This is a genomic window from Geobacillus vulcani PSS1 (assembly GCF_000733845.1).
GTDB classification, from domain to species: Bacteria; Bacillota; Bacilli; order Bacillales; family Anoxybacillaceae; genus Geobacillus; species Geobacillus vulcani.
Genome location: NZ_JPOI01000001.1, coordinates 371963 through 397151 on the forward strand (window position 1 = coordinate 371963; position 25189 = coordinate 397151).

Here is a 25189-nt window from a genome sequence, read left to right on the forward strand (position 1 = left end):
CATCCCTCCTTTTCCGCCCCTACTCTTTACTACCCGCGTTTTTTGGCTTTGAAACAGACAAAAACGCTGGTTTGTAAAACGAGCGGTTGTCAAGGGCAAAAACGCGTTCCGTAAACTCGCCCGGCTTCACCTTCTCGAGCGCGCGGTCGATCATCGTAATTTTCGCATCCAAATTGTCAATGTAATGAAGCACCTCAGCTTCTTTGACGAGCGGCGGCTTCGGGCTGCCCCACTCCGCCTTGCCGTGATGCGCGAGCACAAGATGCTGCAAAATGACGACTTCTTCACCTTGGATGCCGAGCTGCTCCGCTGCCTTGCTGATCTCGCTCACCATGATCGAAATGTGTCCGAGCAAATTTCCTTCAAGCGTATACGCCGCCGATACCGGGCCGGACAACTCGATTACTTTGCCAAGGTCATGCAAAATGACGCCGGCATAAAGCAAATCTTTATTGAGCGAAGGATACAGGCGAACGAGCGCCTTGGCGAGTTCAAGCATCGACACAACATGGTACGCTAGTCCGGAGATGAATTCATGATGGTTTTTCGTCGCCGCTGGGTACTCAAAAAACTCCTTTTCATATTTTTTTAACAAATGACGGGTAATGCGCTGAATGTTTGGATTTTCCATGGCAAATATGTATTCCATCACTTTCGCCTTCATTTCCTCACGGCTAATCGGAGCCGTCTCCAAAAAGTCATCGACGCGCACAGCATCGCCTGAATGAGCGGGACGGATCGAACGGATGCGCAGCTGCAGTTTTCCCCGGTAGTTATGAATATCCCCTGCCACTTTGACAATGCACTCCGGCACATAGCGCTGCTCATCGTCCGGAGAGACGTCCCATAACTTTGCTTCAATGTCGCCGCTTTTATCTTGCAAAATCAAAGTTAAAAACGGCTTGCCGTTGCTGGCAATGCCTTTCGTCGCCGATTTAATGAGAAGAAACAAGTCAACTTGTTCCCCGACTTCATAGTGAATGATCCCTTTTGCCACTTCGTTCTCCTCCGTTTCTCCGTACGTACCTTCTAGTATATCATAACGGGTAGAGGGCAAAAAGAAAGCCTTGCCGAAACGGCAAGGAAACATTGGTCCAAGCGTCCTGCCATGCTGTTCATTTTTTTGTTAACTGAACAGCCTGTCTCATATCCTTAAAAATGTTCATTCGTCCATACATCAGCACGCCGCCTCGATACACTTTGGCGCCAAAGTAGATCAGCAAGGCAATCGTCGCCGCTAAAAGCGCGAGGCTGAGCGCCACTTCCCATCCCGGCACGGAAACGAGGCCGATGCGCAAAAACATGAGCATCGGAGCGAAAAAGGGGACAAACGAGGCGCCGGTCACAAACGCCGACTCTGGCACATTCAAGCCAAACATCGCGATCATAAACGCAGCGACAACCAACATCATGACCGGCGTAATCGCCGGCTGCACATCTTCAACCCGGCTGACGAGCGAACCGAGCACGGCAAATAACACCGCGTACAAGAGGTAACCGAGCAAGAAAAAAACGAGTGCGTACACAAATAGCGATGCCGGCACGTGGTCAAATCCGAGAAAACGCCACACTTCCCGCCCACTCGTTTTCAACGCGGCGAAAGCGACGGCAAAAAAAACGAAGAATTGCGTCAAGCTGACCAAAGCAACGCCGATGATTTTGCCAAACAACTGTTGAACCGGGGAAACACTCGAAACTAAAATTTCCATCACACGCGACGATTTTTCCGTCGCCACCTCCGTCGCGATCATTCCTCCATACATCAAAACAAACATATACATCGCGAAAAGAAGGACATAAACAAGAGCGCGTGCTTGATTCAACTCCTCTTCCGTCTTCGCGTTTTTTTCCAATGCCACCTTCTGGAACGGAACTGGTTTGTAAAGCTCAGCCATTTGTTCATCCGTCAGGCCGAGCTTAGCGGCTGAAAGCGCCGTTTTCAACTGGCTCAGCGCTCGTTCCAGCTCCTCCGGTGTCTGATTGTCCACAATCGTATTGGCATAATACACCGCTTCCGGCAATCCTTCCGCATCCATGGACAAGACGAGCAATCCGTCCCATTTGCCTTCTTTGACGGCTTCTTTCGCTTCGTTTTCCATATCAGTAATTTTCGTCAACGCAATTTGGTCATGGCTTACCTGCTTCTCAAGCGGACCATACAACGATCCCGTGCGATCAATGACCGCGACATGAGTCATTTCATCACCGCTGAAAAACTCGATGATCGACTGAATATTGGCCAGCCCGATGATCAACAGGCAAGTGATGGCGGTGGTCACAAGAAATGCTTTCGCCCTCAGCTTCGTTCCATACGTATGCCCCAACACAAGGAAAAACTTATTCATACGCCGCACCTACTTTTTCAATAAAGATATCATTCAGAGACGGTTCCTCCAAGGCAAACAGGCGAACCGCGACTTTTCCTGCTATATGGCCGAGTATCGCTTGTGCCGTCTCCTCATTGGCAATTTGCAGCCGCACCCCTTCCGCCGTCCGCTTCCACTGCAAAATGCCAGGAAACCGCGCCAATTCTTCAAACGGCCCATCTCCTTGAATGACAAGGATTTGTTTGCCAAACGAACGTTTCAGTTCACGGAGCGCTCCAGCCACCACCGCGCGGCCGCGGCGCAAAATGCAGACATGCTCGCACAACTCTTCCACATGTTCCATGCGATGACTCGAGAAGACAATGGTCGTGCCGTTCCGTTTTAAATCGAGCACCGCTTCTTTCAACAGCTCAACGTTCACTGGATCAAGGCCGCTGAATGGCTCATCCAAGATTAACAGCTTCGGTCGATGAAGCACAGCAGCGATAAATTGGATTTTTTGTTGGTTGCCTTTCGAAAGCTCCTCCACTCGCTTGTTGGCATAATCGCGGATATGGAAGCGCTCAAGCCAGCGGTCGATTTCCGGAAGAATATCCGTCTTCTTCATTCCACGCAACCGTCCTAAATACAAAAGCTGCTCTTGCACTTTCAGCTTCGGGTACAACCCGCGCTCTTCCGGCAAATAGCCGATCAGATGGCTTTTTGAGTAATCAATCGGTTCGCCTTGCCAACGGATCACCCCTTCCGTCGGGAGCAGAAGGCCTAAAATCATGCGAAAGGTCGTCGTTTTGCCCGCACCGTTCGCCCCGAGCAATCCGAACATCTCCCCTTCTGGAACCGTCAACGTCAAATGGTCGACGGCCGTCGCCTGACCAAACCGTTTCGTCACCTCAATGATCTCTAAACTCATCCACATTCCCCCAAAGTAAAACAAATTTTCCACTCACACTATTAAAACGTGCAGTCTCAAAAAAAGTTTCAGACAGAGGCAGGAATTTGCCGATCCGATCTCTAATGAAAGAGAAATGAATGATGATTCAGCGAAAGGAGAGGATCACATGCCGACATATACGTTAACCGCTTTTGAACGCGACGGGGAAAAATTGCTCGATGAAACGTTTGAAGCGGCCAATGATGAAGAAGCGAAAAAAATTGGTGAACAAAAGCTGCGCGAGCGCGGCTGTTGGGACAAAACACACCGCTGCGTCAATGCCAGCGGCAAGCTCATTTTATTTCACCGCTAATCCAAACACCCCGGGGTTGTTCCCGGGGTGTTGCCATTCAACCAAATATTTCCTTTAACATATTGATTTTTTCTTCCGTATATTCAGCGAAATGCTCATTGTACACTTTCGGCTCTTTCGGGTTCGCCTGGCGAGTGATTTTCCGCGTTTTCGGATCAACGAATTTGCTTGACGCCCCGCAGCCAAGGCCGATGATCGACTGCTGCTCTTCCATGATCATAATGTTGTATATGCTCTCTTGCCCTGGCAGCGCGTAGCCGACGTTTTCAAGGTTGCCGAGAATGTTTTTTTGTCGATACAAATAGTAAGGGACATAACCGTGTTCCTTTGTCCATTCTTGGGCCGCCTTCATCATCGCCTGCACTTCCTCGCGGCTGGCGACTTTGTACTTTTGTTTGTTCTTTGTCATTTCCGACGCCCGCTTAAACGACAGCGTATGGATGGTGAGCGATTCCGGCATGAGCCGCTCCGTCTCGGCGAGCGTATGCGTAAATTCCGCCAGCCCCTCGCCGGGCAGTCCAATGATTAAATCCATATTAATGTTGTTCATCCCCATTTGCCTTGCTAAATGAAACTTGTTGATCGTCTCTTCGACCGTATGATGGCGGCCGATCGCTTTTAATGTTTCCTGAATGTAGGACTGCGGGTTGATGCTGATGCGGTCGATCCGCCATTTTTTCAACACGTCAAGTTTCTCTGGTGTAATCGTATCCGGACGCCCGGCTTCGACCGTGATTTCGCGGACGCGATCGACATCTGGAAAGACGTCATACATATGGGCGTACAGCCGATCCATCTCGTCGGCCGTAATGCTCGTCGGCGTCCCGCCGCCGTAGTAAATCGTTGTGATGCGGATGCCGCGCTCGCGCAAAAAGCGGCCGACTGCCTCCATTTCATAATGGAGGCCAGCCAAAAAGGCGTCAACCGACCCTTGGCGGCCGTTGATGGCGTACGCCGGAAATGTGCAATAGGCGCATTTCGTTGGGCAAAATGGAATGCCGATATAGATGCTCACTTCATGGGCCAAATCGTATAAATCCGGAACGACCGCGAGCTGACGATCCACGATCGCTTGCATTAATTCGATTTTTTCGTTTGTCACTAAATACTCTTCAGCCAGCTTCCGGTGCGCCTCTTCTTTCGAAAGGCCTGAGCGCAAAAGCTGATGAAGCAGCTTGACCGGACGGACGCCGGTCAGCACGCCCCACGGCTGAATGAGGCCGGTAAATCGCTCCAACAGCGTCAAATAGACATGCAAAACGGCGTTTTTCAGCTGCTTTTCGTACATTTTCCCGTCAGCGCCCGCCGGCGCGCTTCGTTCATGGCTCGCCTCTTCGACGCGCCCGGACGTCTTGTCGAGAAGCGTCCCAAAAACAGCGATGCACCCGTTTTCTTTAACGGAAAACATAGCGGCCATATCAGCCTCGGGAAGCGGCTCCAACGACAGCTCCGGCGCTTCGAAAAACAGCTCAGTCATCACTTCGAGCGGGCGCTGAAATCGTTCCGGATGCGGCAGTCCTTGAATTTCGATCCGCACGTTCATCACCTTTTCTTTCAAACTTCTTTCAGTGTACTGAACGGCTGTTTCCTTCGTCAAGCGGAAGAATGCACCTTTCGTCGACTTTACGGAAATGCCTCCAGCCCCACCAACCAAATAAAAAAGCCGGGCATTCGCTCCCGGCCTCATTTTGAAACAGTCAACTCCCATCGACGGCTCACCGTTTTGTTTTTAGTTTTTGCAAAAACTCGATTCGCTGTTGTTTGCGAAAATGCTCTTTTACCATATAAGCAACGCCGAGCTGTTCATTCGAACGCGTCACCCAATCGGCCGCCCGCTTTACCTCGAGCGGCGCATTGCCCATGGCAACGCCAAGCCCAGCCGCTTCAATCGCCGGCAAGTCATCAAGCCCATCGCCAATCACCACCGTTTCTTTCAACGATACGCCGATATGTTGAGCAAGCCGGCGCAATCCAGCAAGTTTGGACACTCCTTGGGGGACAACTTCCATTTTTCCGTTTGACTGCATAATCATATCAATGCCGGGAATCGCTTTGCCCAGCAGGACCGCGGCTTCATCCCGTTCGGCATCGCTGGCAAAATACACATCTATTTTCGGAACGGCAATCGGTTCGTCCATCAACACGTCGCCAAGCGAGTCGACAAATTGGGTCGGATAGAAAAACGGATCGCTTGAGGAGAGAACCGTCTGCACAACAAGGTTTTTTTTCACTTTCTTCCGATTGCCGAGCGAATACCGCTCATGCATGAGACGGATGTTGCAGTTGAAGTTCTCCAAAATTTGCACAATGTTAAACGTTCTTTCTTCAGGAATCGCGGCGTCAAACAGCCGATCATCAAGCGTTCGGGCAATCATCGCTCCTTGGAATGCAATGAGCATTCCATCAAGCCGCAGTGCTTTCGCCACTTTGCGGGCGGAAAGTAAATTGCGGCCCGTGATTAACGTAACATAAACGCCTTTTTTCTTGACGTAGTCGACCGCCTCTTTCGTTTCGCGCGGCAGGCGGCCGTTGTTTTTTAAAATCGTTCCGTCAATGTTGAGCGCCAACAGCTTATACACGGCTGTCTCCCCCTTTTGTCCGTCTCAACCTCTCTTGCCGCCGCAAGCTTGCTGGCGGCTTTGCATTCCTTATCATTTTCATGACTATGATGAGACAGACAAAAAAAGAACACCCGACCGGGTGTTTTTCCTATCTTCTTTCCATGAATGAACGGTGCAACTCCTCAAGCGGCTTCATGGCGATTTGCTGAACCTCGGCGATGGTCATGCTCATCCGCTGCTCAAGCGCCATCAGGCGGGCGAGTTTCTCATGTTGCTGGGCGAGCGCCATCGCCTTTTGCGCCTGATCGATTTCATCCGGCGAAATGGCCGCTCCGCGCATCTGTTTTTCATGGAGCCGGAGCTGGATGTCGCGGACATCAGCGAACATCCGATAAGCGGTTTCATCCCGTCGGACGTCCTCGTACGCCCGTTTCAGCTGCTGAAACGGCTCGCTTGCCCGAATCGCCTGCTCGAGCTGCCTAGCGAGCGCATGAAGGGTTTCAGACATAAAAAGTGCCTCCTATACAAATATCATTCACGTTCTAACGTATGCACCACCCGGCGGAGATATTACAGCCATAAGCTGATGAGCCCTTGGACAGCGCCGATCAGTCCGCCAAGCAAGGCGCCCAAATACGTAATCATCTTTAGTTCACGGCGGGCGATCGATAAAATGATCGCTTCCAACCGTCGCAACGAAAATGACTCTACTTGTTCACGGACGATATCTTCAAGCTCAAGCTGCGCCACGATTGCCTCAATCTTGCCGCTAAGCAGGCGGCTGACTGCTTCCGCCGCCTGCGGGATGAGACGACCAAACAAGGGCTGTTCGTATGGGGCGAGCAGTTCGGCAAGCGGACGGTTCAGCCATCCGCCGCTTTGCACCAAGCGGCGGACAGCGGACCGCACCGCCTCATCGATGCGCCGGCGACCGATCATCTCTTCCACGGTGGCGAGCGGACAGTCTAACCATTTGTTCCACTCCGTCCAAAGGAGGCGGGAGAGCGCCTCTCTTGTGGCAGCATGGCGTAAAACTTTATCGAGCTCCGCCTGCACTTTGTCGACGAAATTGACATTGCCAAGCAACATTTGCAACATATTTCCAACCATCCCGCGCTCTTGGAAAAAGCGCTGAATCATGCCGGAAAGCTGTCGTTTTCCTTCCTCTGTCCGAAAATAGTCCAACGCCCGGTCAGCCAAATAGCCAGCCAAACTCTCGATGCGCACTTCCATCGTTTGTTTCAACTCCGCCGGCAATACATCGCGGATCGGCCGCAAACGCCACGTTTCGCTCCACCGCTCATACACCCGCTCGGCTTGCGCAGCCGCCAATGCCTCCAACCGCTCAGCCGGAGAGCGGACACCAAAGCGTTCAAGCAACTCGACCAGCGTTTCACGACGCGCCAGCCACTGCCGAAGCCGCTCCTCTCCCCAATCGGCCATATGCGCCGTAAAGGATGGATCCATGAGTTTGCGCCGCAATCCTTCCGGCGTCACCAAATGCTCAACGACCGTTTTCCCGAGCTGTTCGGCAAGCTCCCGCCGCCGCTTTGGAATCAATCCCGGCGTAAACGGCAATCGTTTTCCAAACACGTACATCGGCTCATATGGGCGAAACAGCATCACGATGGCGATAAAGTTCGTCACCCCGCCGATGAGCGCCCCGACCGCCACCATAAACAGCAAATAAACGAATGTTTCCATCCTCTTCTCCTTCCGTCTCCGCCGCTGTCACCAAACGGCGTGCGTCATCATACGATGGCGATATAAACGTTTGCCTAATTGTTCATTATAGATCTTGCCTGACGAATGCGCAAATGAGGGACTGCGATGAGCAAACAACGAACGATGGCCGTGCTGACGGAAATCCATGAAACAAGGGAACGGGCTGCCTTTGGATCCATCCATCATTTTTGTGAGGAATTGGCAGAATATGCTAGAAAGCGTGGTCTCTTTTTTTACGTGTCTTCGCCGCCGCTTTACTTAGAGGGAGTCGGCTATCAGTGGACCGGAAGCGGATGGGACAAAGGAGACGTGCCTCCAGCCGATGTTGTTTACAATCGCCTTCACTCGCGCAAGTTCGAACGCTCCCCTTTGTTTGCTGAGCTGCTCGCGCGACTGGCTGAGGAAAACGGAGTAATGTTCAACCATCGCTTTTTGCATAAATGGGAAGTACATTGCCATTTTGAGCGGCACGAGTACTTGCACCCGTACTTGCCGAAAACGGCGCTCTGGAGCGGTCCAAATACGCTTGAGGCGTTTCTTGACGCTTTCCCATCCGTCTTTCTCAAGCCGATCTATGGCAGCCAAGGGCGAGGGATTTTCTGCCTCCAACATTCGGACGACGGAATTTGTCTTCGCCATTCCACTTCTGCTTCAATGGCCGTATATCGTTCGCTAGACGCTTTCGTCTCCGCTTTGCGGCAACAAATCCGAACGCCGATGATCATCCAACAAGGGCTTGAGCTTCGCACCCTCGACGGCCGACCGGTCGATTTTCGCCTGCTTTGTCATCGCGTCCGCCACAATGATTGGCGCGTCACTTCCGCCGTCGCCCGCGTAGCGCCGCCCGACCAGTTTGTCGCTAACCTTGCCCGCGGCGGAGAACTGATGGCGGTTAATGATGTCTTGCGAACGTGGTATCCGAGAGCTGACGCGTTCCAGCAAAAACAGCTTTTGAAAGAAATCGCACTGGAATCCGCCGCCGTTCTCGCCTCGGAAGCGGAAGGACTGTATGGAGAGTTTGGTGTTGATCTTGCCATTGACATCCATGGCCAGCCGTGGATCATCGAGGTGAATACGAAGCCGTCGAAACAGACGGATATGACCGCTTCCTACCAATCAGTCCGCCCGTCGGCGAAGGCGATCATCGACTATAGTTTGACATTGATGGAAGAAAAGGAGTGAACCGTTTTGCTTTCACTCGGTTTTGTCACCCTTGAGGAACAGCAAGACTACACGTATTGCACTGAGGTAGCGAAACGCGCCGGACGCTACGGTATTTCCGTCTGCCGCTTTTCACCGCTTGACATCGATCCACAGACGGAAAACGTCCGCGGCTTTCTCTTTCAAGAGGAAACGAACGAATGGACAAACGCCGTCTTTGCCATTCCGCCATTTTTATATGACCGCTGCTTTTACGGCAATGATGAACGGTCCAAAAAAGCAAAACCGATTATGAGCTGGTTGAAGCAGCGACCTGACCTCACGTTTTTAGGCTATGGCCTGCCGGGCAAATGGGACGTATATGAAGCACTCTCCTCACACCCGCTCTTGTCCGCATACGTGCCGCCGACTGTCCGTCTTGAGCGCGCCGGTGATGTGCTTGCGCTTCTCCGCCGCGAACAAGCCGCCATCGCCAAGCCGGTGCACGGCTCCGGGGGACGCGGTATTTGCATCTTTCAAAAGAAAGGGAAGGCGCTGTCCGTCCAAGACAGCCACGGTCAAGAACAGGCCGTCATTGCCCGCCGAAGCGAGCTGGAACAGCTCCTCGCCTCTTGGATCCGCCGCGGCGAGTATGTTCTGCAGCCATTGCTTCAGCTATCGACCCCGGATGGTGAACCGTTTGACTTCCGCATTCTTTTGCAAAAGGATGAAAACGGACGCTGGGTGGAACGAGTGCGGGCCGTGCGAGTCGGCCGACCGGGGGCATGGGTGGCCAACGTCCGTGCCGGGGCGGACATTCGTCCTTTTGCCGAGTGGCTCGATCGCCTTTCCTCTTCAAAACGCCTCTTCGTGCTCGATGGTGTTGAGACGATCATCCGCACACTGCCAGCTTATGTAGATCGCACGTTCGGTCCTTTGTTCGAAATCGGTTTGGATCTTGGCGCGACCGACAACGGGGCGGTGTGGATTTTGGATGTCAATTCCAAGCCAGGGAGAAAAGTGGCGCATCTTCTCTCCACAGAGCAACAAAACGAACTGTACGAAGCGCCGCTTCGATATTGCCTGTTTTTAGCCAGAGGAGTGAAAAGTCAATGACCTACACGCTGATCATTGACGAACAACAAACGAATACGGTGATCCTTCCCGCCACGATCCAAGCATCTGGGCAAACATCGGCCGCGTTCGGCAGCCTTGTCGCCCCATGCCGGGTCATTTCTTCCCCTCGCCTCACCGACCGTGTGATTGTGGCACATGACGTCGCTCGATGCTTGTCGATCCCGTTTGCCGCTGATGTCCATGTCTTTTTGACCGATGAGGTCGTTCACTTCGGTCCGCTTGTCGGCATTTTGACCGCCGGATTCACAAAGTCGTCCCACCGACCGGTTGGCAGCCGGAGCTTCTTTTTCGCCAAGCTGCTGGCGCAAGAAAAGCAAGTCGGCGGATTTGCCTTTTTGTTTGGCGCGCCCCATATTGATTGGGAAAACGGCATGACGAACGGCTATTTTTACACAGAGCGCGGTTGGGAACGCCATACGGTGCCGCTGCCAAATGTTGTTTACAATCGTCTACCGAATCGACGCATTGAAAAAGAAGAAACGTTTCAGACGATGACAAAGAGGCTGCAAACCATCTACGGCATCCCGATCTTTAACGAGTGTTTTTTCAACAAATGGGACATTTACCGCCGGCTCGCCGCCCATCCGAAGGCGCAGTCGTATTTGCCGGCGACGTCCGCCCACGTGACACAACACACCATTGAGCAGTTTCTTGCCCGCTACCGTGAAGCGTACATCAAGCCGGCCGATGGCAGCCTCGGCCGCGGCATTTATCATTTAGCGAAAAAAAACAATGCCTATGAATGTCGGTTTCGCGACGAGAGTGGAGAAATACAAACAGCGCTGTTTCCGACCTCCATGGCGGCGTGGCATCATTTGCTCGCCCATGCGCCGCTTCACCGCTATGTCATCCAACAAGCGATTCCACTTCTTGCCGTCAACGGCCGACCGGCTGATTTCCGCGTTCACGTTAACAAAAACGAACACGGCATATGGCAAGTGAGCGCCATCGCCGCCAAAATCGCTGGAAAACAAAGCATCACGACCCATATGAACAGCGGAGGCATCGTCAAAACGCTGGAAGAAATTTTCCCGGATGCCGCCGAGCGCGAAATCATGCTCGTCCGTCTTTCCGACGCCGCCCTTACGCTCAGCCGTTCCCTTGATGAAGCATCAGAAACGTTGATCGGCGAAATCGGTTTTGATCTTGGCGTTGACCAACAGGGAAGGATTTGGATGTTTGAAGCCAATTCGAAACCTGGACGGTCGATTTTTAAGCATCCAAAATTAAAGGACGCAGACGAACGAACAGCGCGGCTGCCGCTCGCTTACGCCGTCCACCTCAGCAAAACAGCCATCACCGAACCCGGGGCGCTTTGGCCATGCTGACGATCGGCTACCATCCCGACACCAGCGAGTGGGTGTGCAACAGTCCGGGCGGCCCTTATCGGTTCGGCTGCGGTTGGGTGGCTCCCGCCGCTTCCCTTCCCGATCTTGTCTTTCCCGTCCGCGAGCAAGACGGACGGGTGGGGCCGCTCGTCGGCGTGCTGGTCAGCGCCTCGTCCCTTTCCGCTTTGTTGGCTGGGAAAAAGCCGTGGCTTGAAACCGTCATCCGCTCCATCCACGCCGCCGGCGGCATCTCCGTCGTCAGCGCGGCCGCCGGCATTAGAGAGAAAAGGATCTGCGGATATGTATTCGTTCCAACGCTTCATCGTCTCATCGAAGCGGTCGCTCCACTGCCTGATGTCGTCTACAATCGAGTCAAAAGCCGCACAGAAGAAGAAAGCGAGCTGTTTCAAACGGCGGCTGCCCAGTTGAGCGCCCATGGCGTTCCACTTGTCAACCGCTCTTTTTTCCGCAAATCGGACGTTTACGACGCGCTGCGGTCCGACCGCCGGCTTTGGCCGCATCTATTGCCGACGTCGCCTGTCCAAACAGTGACCGATATTCGCGCTTGGCTCCGCCAATACAGCTGTATTTATTTGAAACGAGATGACGGTTCCAGAGGAATGGGGCTGTTTCGTCTCACCGCCTTGTCGGAGACGAAGGCCATTTGCGAATATCCGGGCGGCCAAAAACGGCTCTGCTCGCTCGATGCGCTCGCATCCCTCATTGAGTCTGGCCGCTACATCGCCCAAGCATTGGCTGAAACGGACGAGTGGAACGGACGCCGCTACGATTTGCGCGTGCTCGCCCATTGGCAAAACGGCCGCCATACGATCACCGGCATCGGCGTTCGTTCGGCCGACGTCGAGTCGGTGACGACCCATGTGTTTCACGGCGGGACCATCCTGCCGTACAAAGAGGTCAAGGAACGCATCGATGAGGCGGCGCTCGATCGGCTTATTGCCTTGAGCGGCGCGCGCCTTGGCGAACGATTTGGCTTTGTCGGTGAGTTTTCCGTCGACATCGGTGTCGGAAGCGAGCGGCAACTTTACATCTATGAAATCAACGCCAAGCCGATGGTGTTTGACGAGCCGGAGATTGAGGCACGGCGGCTCGAGAGGCTCAATCAGCTGTTTGCTGAGCTCGCTCATCGTGCGCCATAGCTAGAAACTGGCCACTGTAACGGAGCGCCTGGCGGAACACAGCATCTGCCGCTTGTTTGGCGGCTCCATTTAGGCTTTGGCAGACGTTCTGGCATAACATCGCTTTTTCCCACTCAGCCGCCGCCATGGCTTGCAAGAGCTCAAAACGAGATGTGCCTGCTTTGCTTTGCTCTCTTTCCACTCGACCGTCAGCGTTAGCCCCAGCGGCTAAATAATACACGTACTGCCAAAGTTTACGCTGCCGCTCGGCTTCAGCCAAGTAGACCGCCCATGTTTCATCCGTTTCCATCCCAGCGAGCTGACGGGCTTTGTCTTCCGCCGCGGCGGTCGTTTCGAGCAATCTTTTGATCAGCATGATCATCTCTTGCCACCCCTTCTTCCCGCTTGTCCTCTTTCATCCATATGAATGGAATGGATAGTGTATGCCTCTTTTGGGCAAACTTTAGGAAAAACGACGAGAGGAAGGAGCGAGATGATGGAACGAAATGAAGCCGAGCGCCGGGATTCGTTGTACGAAGGGCGTGATGAATACTATATGGACATCGACCGCATGATCAACGAAGGAATGGCTGGAGGTGCCGTGTACGGCCACGGCGACGACGTCAACATTGAGGAAGCACGCGATCTTGTCAAAGAAGAGCCGCCGTACGAAGCCGGCCAGTAAACGGAGCCGATTTTCCCTCCTCGGGAAAGTCGGTCTTTTGTTCTATGGAGCCTCTCGGCCGATGCGCTGGAAGGCTGGTGAAAAACGGTTGTTTCTTTTGAACGATGGGGGAGCGTGTGAAAGGCGATCCTGATGCGACAGGGCTTTTCTATTTGAGAAACGAAGGCTGATAAGCGGCCTGCTTCCTTAAATCACCGGCCTTCTAGGCAGAGATCGTTCGAAACGACCGCTGTTGACCACGCCGCCCGTTCATCCCGCGGTTGGGCCGCTTTCCTCCATTGTCTTTCTTTCCATTCGCGAGGATTTGGTATAATGAAAACAACGCTGATTCCTTTTCGGCGTGACATCCATCCTTGACGAAAAGGGGTGCGCCGCAATGCTAAAAGAGCTCGAATCGCTTTATGAAGGGGACATCATCATTAACGGTCAGCCGGAACACCCCGAAGATTACGAATGGTTTTATACCGACGATGGTGATGAGATCGGCATCGCCAAACATCGATTGACAGAACAGGAGCGGCGATTGCTGTCGCTTTTTTTCACCCCCGCCGAGCGCCGGCGCGAACCGGAAAGCGAAGAGGAGCGGGCATGGAAACGATGGATGGCAACCGGCGATCCAGCCGCGCTCGCTCGGCTCGCTGCTCCGTATTGCCGGTTCATTCATTTTACGGCCAGCCGGCCGATCGCCAACAAAGAAGAGTTCACTGACGCTGTTCGCGGCTTGTTTTCCTCCCCAGTCACCATCGTCTGGGAGCAAGATCGGCGCGGGCTGATCGTCGAAGCGAAACAAAAGCAGACGACGGATCCTCCTTCGTTAGCGGACATGGCTGAGGCGCTCGCCGCTGATTTTTATACTGCCATTCATTTATTGATCGGCCCGATCCGCCCCGTCGATGAACGGCTATATGAATCATTTCTCCTTGAAAAAGAGTGTTTTTCCGCCGCTCGGCGCTTTTGGCCGAAACGAACGGTGTACGAATGGGAAGACGTCATTCCGCTTCCGCTCTTTGAAGAAGGGGCAGTCAGTGAGAAAGCCCACCGGACCCTCTCGTTTCTTGACGAATTCGACGAGGAGGAAGTGCGGGCGATGGAGACGTTTTTGCAATGCAACTTAAACGTCTCGATGGCGGCGAAAAAGCTGTATATGCACCGCAACAGTTTGCAATATCGAATCGATAAATGGACGGAGCAAACCGGAGTCGACATCAAACGGTTCAAAGGGGCGGCAGCCGTCTATTTGGCCATCTTGCACCGGCGCCATTCGTAATCCCCCCGCTTTTTTGTCATGTCGCCGAAAATCGGCGGCATTTTTTGTGCATCTCGTCCATTTACGAATGTTGCCATTTTTCTATACACTAATGACAAGAAAACGATTTCGGCGATAAGGAGGATGGTTATGGCAGAACTCATTCTTGATCATATTTACAAAATTTACGACAACAATGTGGTCGCCGTCAAAGACTTCAATTTACATATTCAAGACAAAGAGTTTATCGTCTTCGTGGGCCCGTCCGGCTGCGGCAAATCTACAACGTTGCGGATGATCGCCGGCCTTGAGGAAATTTCCAAAGGTGATCTTTACATCGACGGCAAACGAATGAACGATGTGCCGCCGAAAGACCGCGACATCGCCATGGTGTTCCAAAACTACGCTCTGTATCCCCATATGAGCGTCTATGACAACATGGCGTTCGGTTTAAAACTGCGCAAATTCCCGAAAGCGGAAATTGAAAAACGCGTCCGCGAGGCGGCGCGCATTCTCGGGCTGGAGCAATATTTGGACCGCAAGCCGAAAGCGCTCTCCGGCGGGCAGCGGCAGCGCGTGGCATTAGGACGAGCCATCGTCCGCGATGCAAAAGTGTTTTTAATGGACGAGCCGCTCTCGAACTTGGATGCGAAATTGCGGGTGCAAATGCGCTCGGAGATCGCGAAGCTCCATCAGCGCTTGGAAACGACGACGATTTACGTCACCCACGACCAAACGGAAGCGATGACAATGGCCACCCGTCTTGTCGTCATGAAAGACGGCGTCATCCAGCAAGTCGGAACGCCGCGCGAGGTATACGAAAAACCGGAAAACATTTTTGTCGGCGGCTTTATCGGTTCACCGGCCATGAACTTCCTCCGCGGAACGTTGCAAGACGGCAAGTTTGTCGTTGGCCAAACATCGTTTGGCGTTCCCGAAGGAAAAATGAAAGTGTTGCGTGAGCAAGGGTATGTCGGCAAGGAAGTGATTTTAGGCATTCGTCCGGAAGACATTCACGACGAACCGCTCTTCCTTGAAGCATCGCCGGCGACGAAAGTTACCGCTCTCGTCGAAGTCGCCGAGTTGCTCGGCGCTGAATCGATGATCTATTTTAGCATCGACGGCCAAGAATTGATCGCTCGCATCGATGCCCGCACGGAAATCAAGCCGGGCCATCGGATTGACCTAGCGCTTGATATGAACAAAGCGCACTTCTTTGACGTTGAAACGGAGCGGCGCATCCGGGCGGCGGATGAAAAGTAACCCCCCATTGTTGTTCATATAGATTCATTCGAAGGCGTTCCGAAACAAATGGAGCGCCTTTCCTTTCCACTCCATCAACAGCCTTATTCCTTGATAAAACGCACTTCCTCCTCATGGCAAGACGGACAGTAAAACAAATGAACACATTCATGATTCGTATACGTTCGCAAATAGCCGTCGACAAGTTTCATGACATCCGCATCCATATACGGGCTGTAGTCATCGAAATAATCCGTCACTTTTCCTTTATCCTCCATTGGTTGCCGACAGTAGCTGCAATACACCGTCACCCGGCGCAACCCGTTGCACAGCGGGCATACATTCATGCTGCTTCCTCCTCTAAGCTGTTCCTTATCTTTACATATTCCCTAATGGTGACAGGAGTAAAACGTTAAAAATTTCCACATTATCACCATGAATAACAGGCAAAAAACGTCCCAAACTATGAGTACCGCCAGCGAAATCACCCATCCGTTCCGTTGCGACGGGGACGCTGGCGAAGCCAAAAGCGGGTGGGCCGGTGGGTTCAGCCAAGCTTGGCACACGCCTTGTAGCGTGAAGTGTTAGTGCAAATCCAACCACCCCAACCATCAAAAATTTTTAAGAGGAGATGATCAACGATGGCACGCAACAATAACAACAACCAACTGTTAGTCGCTGGTGCTCAACAAGCCATTGATCAAATGAAGTACGAAATCGCCCAAGAATTTGGGGTGAACCTCGGCGCTGACACGACTTCTCGCGCGAACGGTTCGGTCGGTGGCGAAATTACGAAACGTCTTGTCGCCATGGCTCAGCAACAACTTGGCGGCCAATTCGGCAACGCTCAATAACCGTCTTACGAACAACTTTATATAGATGGCAAACGCCCCGGGCAGTCAGCCCGGGGCGCTTTCATATGGGAACGGGGAGCGCATCAGACGCCTCCCGCCTGCTCGGCAAGCGGTTGGCTCAATGAGACAAGCACTTTGCGAATGCGCCGATTGTCGACTTGGCGGACGGTGAACGTCAGCGGTCCATATTGCAGCGTTTCGCCGACGGCTGGAATGCGCTCAAACATCTCAAAAATCCAGCCGCCCAACGTATGCGATTCACTCTTTGGCACGTCGATGTTCATCACTTCGCAAAACTCATCCAACGGCAGTTCGGCGCTGAACTCGAAGCTGTGCTCGTCGATTTGGCGCACCGTTTTCACCGCCTCATCATGCTCATCCCATATTTCGCCGACAATTTGCTCGAGAATATCTTCGAGCGTAATCAAACCGGCGGTGCCGCCAAACTCGTCGACGACGATCGCCATATGCACTTTGCTTTTTTGCAGCTCCGGCAGAAGATCGGACACTTTCATGGACTCGACAACGAACAACGGCTGGCGCAACAAATCGCGGATGCGCACCTCCCGCTTTTGCACAAGCTCGCTGAAAAAGTCGCTTTCCGACAAAATGCCGATTACGTTGTCAATATCCCCTTCATAGACCGGGATGCGGGAATATTTCTCTTCCAAAAACACGTCGCGAATCTCTTCAATCGGCTGGTTCACTTCCACCGCCACCATATCAGCGCGCGGGGTGAAAATTTCTCCGACCAAAATTTCATCAAAATCGAGCGAACGTTGGATCAATTCTTTTTCTTTGTTGTCAATGACCCCTTCTTCTTCACTCAGCTCAACCATCACTTTAATATCTTCCTCTGTCACAGCCGGCACGGCCACCCCATTGGCGAACCGCCTGGTGATTCGATCTTTTATGGCTTGGAGCGACGCCGTAACCGGCGTCATCAACTTCATCAGCCCATAGGCAAGGCCGGCGTATCGGATGGCGAGCTGCTCCGCATGCTCTTTCGCCATCGATTTTGGCAAAATTTCACCGAAGATGACAAATAACCCTGTCATCACCGCCAATGTGGCAAACAAACCCATCTGTTCCCCAAGCAACGAAACGGCGATGTCCGTAAAGAGCACGACCGCTACGACGCTGGTAAGGCGGGTGGTTACAGCAAGCGCCAACAACACGCGGTCAAGCTGACCGATCACCGCCTGGAGGCGCTTATTGTGCAGATGCTCTTCCGCGTAATGCCGCAACCGTGTCTTGCTTGCCGAGGAAAACGCGGCTTCCGCTGAAGCGAACAGCGCATTCGCGAGCAGGGAGAGGAAAAACCACCCGAACAACCTTAACGGCCACTCTTCCAACGAATCTTCACACTCCTATGGATGGTGACTATGTTATTCATATCCATTTTTCCGCCGAATCATGCTTTTGACACTCCACACGGCTAAAGCCGCGGGATTCTTGGGAGCACTCCCGCACCCGGGAGTTCTGCCTTACGGCGCCAAGCGATCCCCGTGTGTCCCACGGTTGAGCCGGCTTAAGCGAACAACATACGCAATCCTTCGTAGAGAATGTTTCTTGCAACATTGACATCCCGCTCATGAGTCTCGCTGCACACCGGGCGCGTCCACTGCCGGACAGACAGGTCTTTCATCCCGGTGTTTCGGTGTCCACAGCAGGAACAAAGCTGGCTGGACGGGAAAACAGACGACACAATCACCACCTGCGACCGTACCACTTCGCTTTGTACTCCAACTGCCTCTGGAATTCCGACCAACCGGCGTAGGCGATGCTTCCCGCCAGCCGGTGGTTCTTTTGCATGTTTCGCACCTGCAGATTCTCCAGGGCCGATCACTTGGTTTTCGCGAATCAGCCGGGAGGACAGCTTGTGCAGCAAGTCCAGCCAGGCGCTTTTCACCTTCTCATGAAGCCAGGCCGCTTTTAGCCGGGCCTTCTTCCGGTTCTTCCCACGCGGCTCCCAGCGGGAAAGAATCTGTTGCCAGCGTTTCAGTTTCTTTTTCTTGTTTTCGCAGATGCCGGGGATTCGGGATCATTTCCCCGGTGCTGAGCACGACGATATTCTTGTCCCATACCATGATTGTATCAGTTTGATGAAGAAACGGCAACGCGCTTCATCCCCCTAAAGAGCGGGCTTTCGCGCGGGATTTCTGTAAAAACCACACTTGCCGCGCTAAGCAGAAACAAAGCGATGCGGCCGGCAGCAGCCGTTTTCGCTCTTCCTATCTTAAATATAACAAATTTTTCGCCAACTGACTATAGCTGGGGAGTTGTCCTTCCATATAAATCCAGACAACCAAAAAGAAAAATGCGCCGGATGAACGGAGGCGCATCATGATTCAAGCCAACAGGAACCAATCAAATACAAAAGAACAAGCAATGAGGCAATGTTGAAGGTCACCGACCACTCGGCCATTCGTCTTCCCCTCCCTTTTCTTCCCCTCTTTCATTGTACCCTATTGACGGCGGGAAAAGCAGGAGGAGAAGGGGGGGTTTTGACCGTTTGCTGAACAAAACAAGGACGTCCTCCCATCAACAAACGCGCTCATTTCCTGTCTTTTCAACCTAAATAGCGGTAATAGATCGCCTTTGCCTCCTGCACATCTTTCGTGCCGTGCACAAGCGCACGGCCATCATGAAAGACGACCAACCGTTTTTCGCCGAGCGAAACGGAGACAAGATACGGGTTCGCTTCCGCTTGAAGCCCTTGGCGGCGAAACAGCTCCGCCACTTCATTCAAGTCGTACTCGCGTCGGGCAGGCGGACGGATTTGCACAGAATCGCGCCCGCACAAGACGGCCGTCTTCGTCCGTTGTTCATACGAAAGAAACGGATAAGATGGATGACGTCCGCACGTCGGGCAATCATCCTTTTTCACTCCGTCAAGGCGAATGGCGGCATATTCGTTCGTCCAAAGGTCAAACGAAACAAGCTTGCCGCGGAGCGCCGACCAATCCCCCACTAACATTTTTAACGCCTCAGCCATCTGATAGCTGACAACCATTTGCACCGCTGGGCTGATAATGCCGGCCGTATCGCACGTCAATCCCCCTTGCGGCACCGTTTCAAGCAAGCAATACAAACAAGGCGTGCGGTTCGGAATGAAGGCGCAGCTTAAACCGTAACTGCCGACACAAGCGCCATAAATCCACGGAATGTTGTACTTGTAGGCAACGTCATTGATGACAAGGCGCGTATCAAAATTGTCTGTCGCATCGATCCATAAGTCAGGGCGTTGCTTGACAGCGATCGTTTCCAATTCTTCCGGGCCGGCGTCGCCGACAATGGCCTCGATCTCAACTTCGCTGTTGATTTGTTCAAGACGCCGTTTGGCGGCGATCGCCTTTGGCAGACGCTCCTTCGCATCCGCTTCGCTGTACAGCTGCTGGCGCTGCAAGTTGCTCCATTCGACGTAATCGCGGTCGATGATTGTCAATTTGCCGATGCCAGCGCGCACAAGCGCTTCGGCATTGCCTGTGCCGAGCGCTCCGGCGCCGATCAGCACGACATGTTTTTCTCGTATTTTCTTCTGCCCTTCTTTGCCAATCGGCGCAAATAGTTGCTGCCGGGAATATCGTTCGTTCAAACAACACTCATTCCTTCCATCGGGCTGCTCGCTGACGCGTACCGTTTTTTCGGGATGCGTCCGGCTTCATAGCCGAGCCGGCCCGCTTCTACCGCCAGCTTCATCGCTTTTGCCATTTTCACTGGATCGGCCGCACCGGAAACAGCGGTGTTCAAAAGCACCCCATCCGCACCAAGCTCCATCGCCAGCGCCGCGTCCGCCGGTCCGCCGATGCCGGCGTCGACAATGACCGGCACGTTCGCCTGCTCAATGATAAAGCTCAAATTGAGCGGATTGATGATGCCTTGTCCGGACCCGATCGGCGAGGCGCCCGGCATGATCGCATGGCAGCCAAGCTCCTCTAGCCGCTTCGCCAGCACGACATCATCGGATGTGTACGGCAACACGATAAATCCTTCCTCAAGCAGCATTTCCGCCGCTTTCAACGTCTCGATCGGGTCTGGAAGGAGCGTTTTGTCGCAGCCGATCACTTCTACTTTTATCATATCACACAATCCGGATGCCTTGGCGAGCCGGGCGATGCGCACCGCCTCTTCCGCCGTTTTCGCCCCGGCGGTGTTCGGCAAAAGCTTATATTTGCTTAAATCAAGCTGCTCTAAAAAGTTCGGCTGCTCCGGAGAAAAGATGTTCATCCGCCGGACGGCGAACGTTAAAATTTCCGCCCCTGATGCTTCCACCGCTTCTTTTTGCACGTCCAAGCTCGGATATTTGCCCGTGCCGAGCAACAGCCGCGAAGAGAATTCATATGGACCAATTTTCAACATCTCAACCGCCTCCTACAAAATGAACGATTTCCACACGATCGCCATCGCGCAGCGCCGTCGTCCCATACTCATGTTTTTGGATGATGCGGACATTGACTTCGACGATGCAAAGCTTATTCTCAAGCCGGAAATGGGCAAGCAAATCGCCCACCGTTTTCACCTCGTCGGGCACGGCGATCGTCTCCCCATTAATCACTAACGTCATTCCACCCCCACCTTTCCGATATGGCGTGTCAACGAAAATGGAGCAAGGTCAAACGCCGTTTTTTTCCGCTCCACTAAGTCGGCGACAAGCAGACCGGTCAACGGGCTGAGCAAAATGCCGTTCCGGTAATGGCCAGCAGCGACAAATAAGCCGCGCCGCTCCGGATGCTCACCTAGATAAGGCAAACCGTCTTCGGTCTGCGGCCGAATGCCGCTCCATGCCGTTACCCACTCCGCCTGTTCAATGTTTGGAACAAGGTGGGCGGCGCGATGCAACAAACTCATCACCCCGCCGACCGATACGCGCCGGTCAAACGTGTTGGGCGTGGACGTCGCTCCGATGAGCAGCCGGTTTCCCGATTTTGGAACGATATAGCAGCCGTTTTTCGCAAATACCGTCGTTTGCAACAGCGGAACCGGAGTGCGCACCATGACGCACTCCCCTTTGACCGGATAAACGGAAAGCGAAAGCCCGACCCGCGCGCCAAGCCGCGCCGCCCAAGCTCCGGAAGCGATGACGACCGCCTCGGCGGAAAACGTTCCGCTTATTGTGTCTAACACATGACCGCTGCTGTCAGAACGAATGTCGAACACTTCCGTATACTCGTACAGACAAGCGCCGGCGGAGGCGGCGGCATAGGCGAGAGCGGCGGCGAAATCCGAAGCGCTCACTTGCCCATCGCCGGGAATGTACATCGCACCGGCAAGCGCTTCCGTCGCAAGACGCGGCTCGATGTCAAGCGCCTCCCCTTTCGTGAGCCACTGCACCGGTTCGCCTATGCTCCGCCAAAATGCATAATGGCGATAAAGATCGTCCGCTTCCTCCTCCGTTGTCGCTAGTTTGATCATTCCTTTTTCGACAAGGCCGATATCAATGCCGGTTCTCTCCTTCAGCTCTTCAGCCAAGGACGGCATGAGCGCCCGGCTTTGCAAGGCAAGCGGCACGAGCGGGCTCGGCGCCGAAAACTCCGATTGCGCCCCGAGCATGCCAGCCGCTGCGCTTGATGCCCCGCTTCCCATCGTTCCTTTTTCGAAAATGGCGACGCGGTGCCGCCGTTTGGCGAGTTCAAAGCCGATGGCCGCCCCAATCACTCCGCCGCCGATGATGGCGACGTCATACCGACGCGTCATCCCCTATCCCCTCCCTTTCACTATGTCTGCCAGCCGTTTGGCCTCAGCAACGGGGTCGGCGGCGAAAAAAACAGCCGACAATACCGCCACCCCGGCTGCGCCCGCTTCCAGCACCCGACGAGCGTTGCCGGCGTGAATGCCGCCGATGGCGATGACTGGAATGGACACGGCGGCCACGATTTCCGCAAGCGAGTCCAGACCGCGCGGTGGCAAACCGGGCTTGCTGTCCGTCGGAAAAATATGACCATACAAACAAAAGTGAGCGCCATCCTGTTCGGCTTGTTTCGCCTCCTCCGACCCGTGCACCGAGCAACCAACAGTCAAGTCCGGAAACGAGCGGCGGACGGCGCGCACCGGCAGGCTGTGATAAGCAAGCTGCACACCTTTGACACCGTAGACAGCGGCGACATCAACCCGGTCATTGACGATGATTTTTTGCGGCGGCACCCCGACGCGAAGCAGTGCCGCGACAAACGCCGCCGCTTCGCGCGCTGTCTTTTCCTTTTCACGAATATGAATGAAATCGGCGTACGGATGAACATGGGCGCAAATCGCCGCGAACTCGTCAGCTGTCTGCCGTCCCGTCGAAATGAAATGAAGAATCCCCATCGCCATCCCTTTCCCTCTATCGGACATCGCTGATCGGGATATATGGATAATGCATGCCGGCATAATAAGCCACCAACATCAAGGCGGCGAACAGGGCGACAAACAGGACATCATATTTGCCAAACCCCATTTCATAGTAAAACGTGCGCCGTCCATCCCCGGAAAATCGCTTTGCCTCCATCGCGACCGCAATGCGCTGGGCGCGGCGGATGCTTTGCGACAACAGCGGAACGGCGTAGCGCTTGATTTTGCCAAGGCCGCCCTTGTTCGGCACGCCGCGCACGGTCAAGGCGTAGCGGACTGTTTGAAACTCTTCGAGCATCATCGGCAACAACCGAACCGCCGCTAAAAAGCTGTATGCATACTTTGGTTTCAACTTTAGCTGCTGCATGAGCGAATAAAACAGATGCACCGGGCGAGTCGTCAGCGAAAAAATCAGCCCGAGAAGCCCAAGCGCCAAAGCGCGAACCCCAATGTGCACCCCGCGCCAAAAACTTTCCGCCGTAATATGGATGAGCCCCCAGCGAAACCATGTCGTCGTTCCTTCACCAAACATCATCATCGATGAGGCCGTCGAAACAAAGACAAGAAAAAACGGCAAAAACAACCAAAACAGCACGCCCGCCGGATAGCCGGTGCCAAAGCAAAACAAAGCAAACAAAGCGAGCGAAACATTGATGAGCACGTTCGGATTGTGAATGAACAACACGGCAAAAAAAAGCACAACAAGCACAATGAGCTTTAAGCTCGGGTTCGTCTCATGAAGCCATGTCTTGCGGCAGCGAACCTCCCATTTCATCGCCCTGATCCACCTTCCGCCAACACGGGCTCTCGGATGCCAAGCCGTTCGTCCCGAACGAGCGCCCCATCTTCAATCACCCACCGTCTCGTCGCAAAGCGGCGGACGATTTGTTCATCATGTGTGACCATCATGATCGCCGCCCCTTGTTCACGGTATGCTTCAAGCATTTCGAGCAACGCGAACGTATTTTTTGCATCTTGCCCAAATGTCGGCTCATCAAGCAAAAAGAGGCGCTGGCCGGCGACGATCGACGCTGCGACGCTCAACCGCCGTTTTTGCCCAATCGACAGCTGATACGGGTGTTGGTCTTGTTGTCCAACAAGGTCAAATTCACGCAACAGACGGTCGACGATTCCCTCAATTTCCTCTTTCGGCCGCCCCTCAAGCCGAAGCGAGTAGGCGAGTTCATCACGAACCGAATGGGTGACAAATTGCCACTCCGGGTTTTGAAAAACAAAGGCGATATGGCGATAAAGCGGCCGCTTCTCTTTCACGTCCTCCCCCAACAGCGCATACTCGCCGTCTGTAAAGATGAGCTGCATGAGCGCGTGCAGCAGCGTGCTTTTGCCAGCGCCGTTTTTTCCCGTGATGGCAATCCATTCGCCGGCGTACACCGCTGCTTCAGGAACATAGATTTTCGCCTCCCGGCCGCGGAACCCGCGAAAACAGCTGAGGCGAAGAAGCTCCTCGCCTTGATGGCGAGCTTGCCGCCTTGCCGTCCGGTCATAGTCATCCCAGACGCCTGGATACCAAATCCCTTCAGCGGCAATGACGTCTTTATAATCGGAAAACACCGCCTTCGCCTCGCCGTCGGCGATGATGCGCCCATCGCGGTCAAACAACACGATCCGATCCACAAAGTCGAGCACATGTTCAATTTTATGCTCGACGATGATGATCGTTTTGCCGCGGCCCACCTGCTTCACCGTTTGCCATACCGCCTTCGTCCCTTCTTCATCGAGCAGCGCCGTCGGCTCATCCAAAAACAAGACATCCGGCTCAAGCGCCAGCACCGAAGCGAGCGCCAACCGCTGCTTCATCCCGCCGGAAAGCGTATGAATATCCGTATGCGGGGTGATCTCCAAACCGACCTGGTCCAGCAGGGCGCGGATGCGGGCGGGCATCTCGCGGCGCGGCACGCCCTGATTTTCAAGGGCAAAGGCGATTTCCTCGTCCGCATACGGCATGCAAAATTGCGCATCGGGGTCTTGAAAGACATAGCCCCACCGCTCCGGCCTCTCAAGGCGCTCCGCTTTCATTGGCACATCGATCGAGTGGGGAATGATGCCGGCCATCACTTGCAATAATGTCGACTTTCCGCATCCCGACGGACCGAGGAGAAGCACTTTCTCTCCCTCGGCAATCGAAAGCGACAAATCGCGAAACAGCAGTCTGTCGCACCCGGGAAATTTCAGGCGAAGCCGGTCAACCGCAATTGCTTGTTTCATCGCCA

General features: G+C 53.8%; 28 protein-coding genes. 9 read left to right on the forward strand and 19 right to left on the reverse strand.

The window, feature by feature from the left end:
- Window positions 1-19: 19 nt before the first annotated feature.
- From yhaM to N685_RS0102105, 3 genes are all read right to left on the reverse strand, one after another.
- Window positions 20-997, reverse strand: coding sequence for a 3'-5' exoribonuclease YhaM (yhaM, locus tag N685_RS0102095; RefSeq protein ID WP_031405451.1), 978 nt, complete (start codon window positions 995-997; stop codon window positions 20-22).
- A gap of 118 nt (window positions 998-1115) precedes the next feature.
- Entirely contained in the window at window positions 1116-2345 is a 1230-nt protein-coding gene (locus tag N685_RS0102100) for an ABC transporter permease (RefSeq protein ID WP_031405453.1), read from the reverse strand.
- Window positions 2338-3237 carry an ABC transporter ATP-binding protein gene (locus N685_RS0102105; RefSeq protein ID WP_031405455.1) on the reverse strand — a complete coding sequence of 300 codons (900 nt, stop codon included), beginning with the start codon at window positions 3235-3237 and terminating at the stop codon, window positions 2338-2340. The genes N685_RS0102100 and N685_RS0102105 overlap by 8 nt, the downstream gene beginning before the upstream one ends.
- 148 nt (window positions 3238-3385) lie before the next feature.
- Between N685_RS0102105 and N685_RS0102110 the strand changes: the two genes are divergently transcribed.
- Window positions 3386-3571: a YhzD family protein gene (locus N685_RS0102110; RefSeq protein ID WP_015374028.1), complete on the forward strand. Its 186-nt coding sequence runs from the start codon at window positions 3386-3388 to the stop codon at window positions 3569-3571.
- 37 nt (window positions 3572-3608) lie between these two features.
- On the opposite strand, the gene N685_RS0102115 is transcribed toward N685_RS0102110, so the two are convergent.
- The 4 genes from N685_RS0102115 to N685_RS0102130 form a co-directional block, all read right to left on the reverse strand.
- Complete coding sequence (locus N685_RS0102115) at window positions 3609-5114, reverse strand: coproporphyrinogen III oxidase (RefSeq protein WP_031405461.1); 1506 nt, start codon at window positions 5112-5114, stop codon at window positions 3609-3611.
- 172 nt (window positions 5115-5286) lie between these two features.
- Entirely contained in the window at window positions 5287-6150 is an 864-nt protein-coding gene (locus tag N685_RS0102120) for a Cof-type HAD-IIB family hydrolase (protein WP_031405462.1), read from the reverse strand.
- A gap of 130 nt (window positions 6151-6280) precedes the next feature.
- Complete coding sequence (locus N685_RS0102125) at window positions 6281-6640, reverse strand: YlbF family regulator (protein WP_031405464.1); 360 nt, start codon at window positions 6638-6640, stop codon at window positions 6281-6283.
- A gap of 62 nt (window positions 6641-6702) precedes the next feature.
- On the reverse strand, window positions 6703-7836 hold the full coding sequence (locus N685_RS0102130) for a DUF445 domain-containing protein (protein WP_031405466.1): 1134 nt from the start codon (window positions 7834-7836) through the stop codon (window positions 6703-6705).
- A 126-nt stretch (window positions 7837-7962) separates the two neighbouring features.
- Between N685_RS0102130 and N685_RS0102135 the strand changes: the two genes are divergently transcribed.
- From N685_RS0102135 to N685_RS0102150, 4 genes are read left to right on the forward strand one after another with little or no spacing between them, the layout of a single operon-like run.
- Complete coding sequence (locus tag N685_RS0102135; RefSeq protein WP_031405468.1) at window positions 7963-9039, forward strand: YheC/YheD family endospore coat-associated protein; 1077 nt, start codon at window positions 7963-7965, stop codon at window positions 9037-9039.
- Window positions 9040-9045: 6 nt separating this feature from the next.
- Complete coding sequence (locus tag N685_RS0102140; protein WP_031405470.1) at window positions 9046-10113, forward strand: YheC/YheD family endospore coat-associated protein; 1068 nt, start codon at window positions 9046-9048, stop codon at window positions 10111-10113.
- Entirely contained in the window at window positions 10110-11462 is a 1353-nt protein-coding gene (locus N685_RS0102145) for a YheC/YheD family endospore coat-associated protein (protein ID WP_031405473.1), read from the forward strand. Before N685_RS0102140 ends, N685_RS0102145 begins: the two co-directional genes overlap by 4 nt.
- The gene (locus tag N685_RS0102150; RefSeq protein ID WP_031405475.1) at window positions 11456-12622 is read left to right on the forward strand and encodes a YheC/YheD family endospore coat-associated protein; all 1167 of its coding nucleotides are present in this window, start codon (window positions 11456-11458) and stop codon (window positions 12620-12622) included. The genes N685_RS0102145 and N685_RS0102150 overlap by 7 nt, the downstream gene beginning before the upstream one ends.
- Here the strand turns inward: N685_RS0102150 and N685_RS0102155 are convergent.
- The gene (locus N685_RS0102155) at window positions 12582-12983 is read right to left on the reverse strand and encodes a hypothetical protein (RefSeq protein ID WP_031405477.1); all 402 of its coding nucleotides are present in this window, start codon (window positions 12981-12983) and stop codon (window positions 12582-12584) included. The two genes, N685_RS0102150 and N685_RS0102155, sit on opposite strands and share 41 nt — an antisense overlap.
- A gap of 114 nt (window positions 12984-13097) precedes the next feature.
- On the opposite strand from N685_RS0102155, the gene N685_RS0102160 reads away from it, so the two are divergent.
- From N685_RS0102160 to N685_RS0102170, 3 genes are all read left to right on the forward strand, one after another.
- Entirely contained in the window at window positions 13098-13286 is a 189-nt protein-coding gene (locus N685_RS0102160) for a hypothetical protein (RefSeq protein WP_011230137.1), read from the forward strand.
- Between the two features lie 376 nt (window positions 13287-13662).
- Window positions 13663-14553: a PucR family transcriptional regulator gene (locus tag N685_RS0102165; protein WP_031405480.1), complete on the forward strand. Its 891-nt coding sequence runs from the start codon at window positions 13663-13665 to the stop codon at window positions 14551-14553.
- A 129-nt stretch (window positions 14554-14682) separates the two neighbouring features.
- On the forward strand, window positions 14683-15795 hold the full coding sequence (locus N685_RS0102170; RefSeq protein WP_031405482.1) for an ABC transporter ATP-binding protein: 1113 nt from the start codon (window positions 14683-14685) through the stop codon (window positions 15793-15795).
- Between the two features lie 83 nt (window positions 15796-15878).
- On the opposite strand, the gene N685_RS0102175 is transcribed toward N685_RS0102170, so the two are convergent.
- Window positions 15879-16121 carry a hypothetical protein gene (locus N685_RS0102175; RefSeq protein WP_031405483.1) on the reverse strand — a complete coding sequence of 81 codons (243 nt, stop codon included), beginning with the start codon at window positions 16119-16121 and terminating at the stop codon, window positions 15879-15881.
- Between the two features lie 294 nt (window positions 16122-16415).
- Here N685_RS0102175 and N685_RS0102180 point away from each other — a divergent pair, with 294 nt between their 5' ends.
- Window positions 16416-16628, forward strand: a complete 213-nt coding sequence (locus tag N685_RS0102180; protein WP_031405485.1) for an alpha/beta-type small acid-soluble spore protein — start codon at window positions 16416-16418, stop codon at window positions 16626-16628.
- An 83-nt stretch (window positions 16629-16711) separates the two neighbouring features.
- Here the strand turns inward: N685_RS0102180 and N685_RS0102185 are convergent, their stop codons facing one another.
- The 10 genes from N685_RS0102185 to N685_RS0102230 form a co-directional block, all read right to left on the reverse strand.
- Window positions 16712-17983 carry a hemolysin family protein gene (locus N685_RS0102185; protein WP_031405487.1) on the reverse strand — a complete coding sequence of 424 codons (1272 nt, stop codon included), beginning with the start codon at window positions 17981-17983 and terminating at the stop codon, window positions 16712-16714.
- 176 nt (window positions 17984-18159) lie between these two features.
- Window positions 18160-18633 carry a zinc ribbon domain-containing protein gene (locus N685_RS19285; protein WP_253263996.1) on the reverse strand — a complete coding sequence of 158 codons (474 nt, stop codon included), beginning with the start codon at window positions 18631-18633 and terminating at the stop codon, window positions 18160-18162.
- The gene (locus N685_RS19945; protein WP_031405489.1) at window positions 18545-18748 is read right to left on the reverse strand and encodes a hypothetical protein; all 204 of its coding nucleotides are present in this window, start codon (window positions 18746-18748) and stop codon (window positions 18545-18547) included. Before N685_RS19945 ends, N685_RS19285 begins: the two co-directional genes overlap by 89 nt.
- 452 nt (window positions 18749-19200) lie before the next feature.
- Complete coding sequence (locus N685_RS0102200) at window positions 19201-20226, reverse strand: thiazole biosynthesis adenylyltransferase ThiF (protein ID WP_031405491.1); 1026 nt, start codon at window positions 20224-20226, stop codon at window positions 19201-19203.
- Window positions 20223-20990 carry a thiazole synthase gene (locus tag N685_RS0102205; RefSeq protein ID WP_014194971.1) on the reverse strand — a complete coding sequence of 256 codons (768 nt, stop codon included), beginning with the start codon at window positions 20988-20990 and terminating at the stop codon, window positions 20223-20225. The genes N685_RS0102200 and N685_RS0102205 overlap by 4 nt, the downstream gene beginning before the upstream one ends.
- A gap of 1 nt (window position 20991) precedes the next feature.
- Window positions 20992-21195: a sulfur carrier protein ThiS gene (gene thiS, locus N685_RS0102210; RefSeq protein ID WP_031405495.1), complete on the reverse strand. Its 204-nt coding sequence runs from the start codon at window positions 21193-21195 to the stop codon at window positions 20992-20994.
- Window positions 21192-22325, reverse strand: a complete 1134-nt coding sequence (gene thiO / locus N685_RS0102215; RefSeq protein ID WP_031405497.1) for a glycine oxidase ThiO — start codon at window positions 22323-22325, stop codon at window positions 21192-21194. The genes thiS and thiO overlap by 4 nt, the downstream gene beginning before the upstream one ends.
- 3 nt (window positions 22326-22328) lie before the next feature.
- On the reverse strand, window positions 22329-22934 hold the full coding sequence (gene tenI, locus N685_RS0102220) for a thiazole tautomerase TenI (RefSeq protein WP_031405498.1): 606 nt from the start codon (window positions 22932-22934) through the stop codon (window positions 22329-22331).
- Window positions 22935-22950: 16 nt separating this feature from the next.
- Window positions 22951-23733 (reverse strand): energy-coupling factor transporter transmembrane component T family protein, encoded by a 783-nt coding sequence (locus N685_RS0102225; RefSeq protein ID WP_031405500.1) that lies wholly within the window; start codon window positions 23731-23733, stop codon window positions 22951-22953.
- Window positions 23730-25184: an ABC transporter ATP-binding protein gene (locus N685_RS0102230; protein WP_031405502.1), complete on the reverse strand. Its 1455-nt coding sequence runs from the start codon at window positions 25182-25184 to the stop codon at window positions 23730-23732. The genes N685_RS0102225 and N685_RS0102230 overlap by 4 nt, the downstream gene beginning before the upstream one ends.
- Between the last annotated feature and the right edge of the window lie 5 nt (window positions 25185-25189).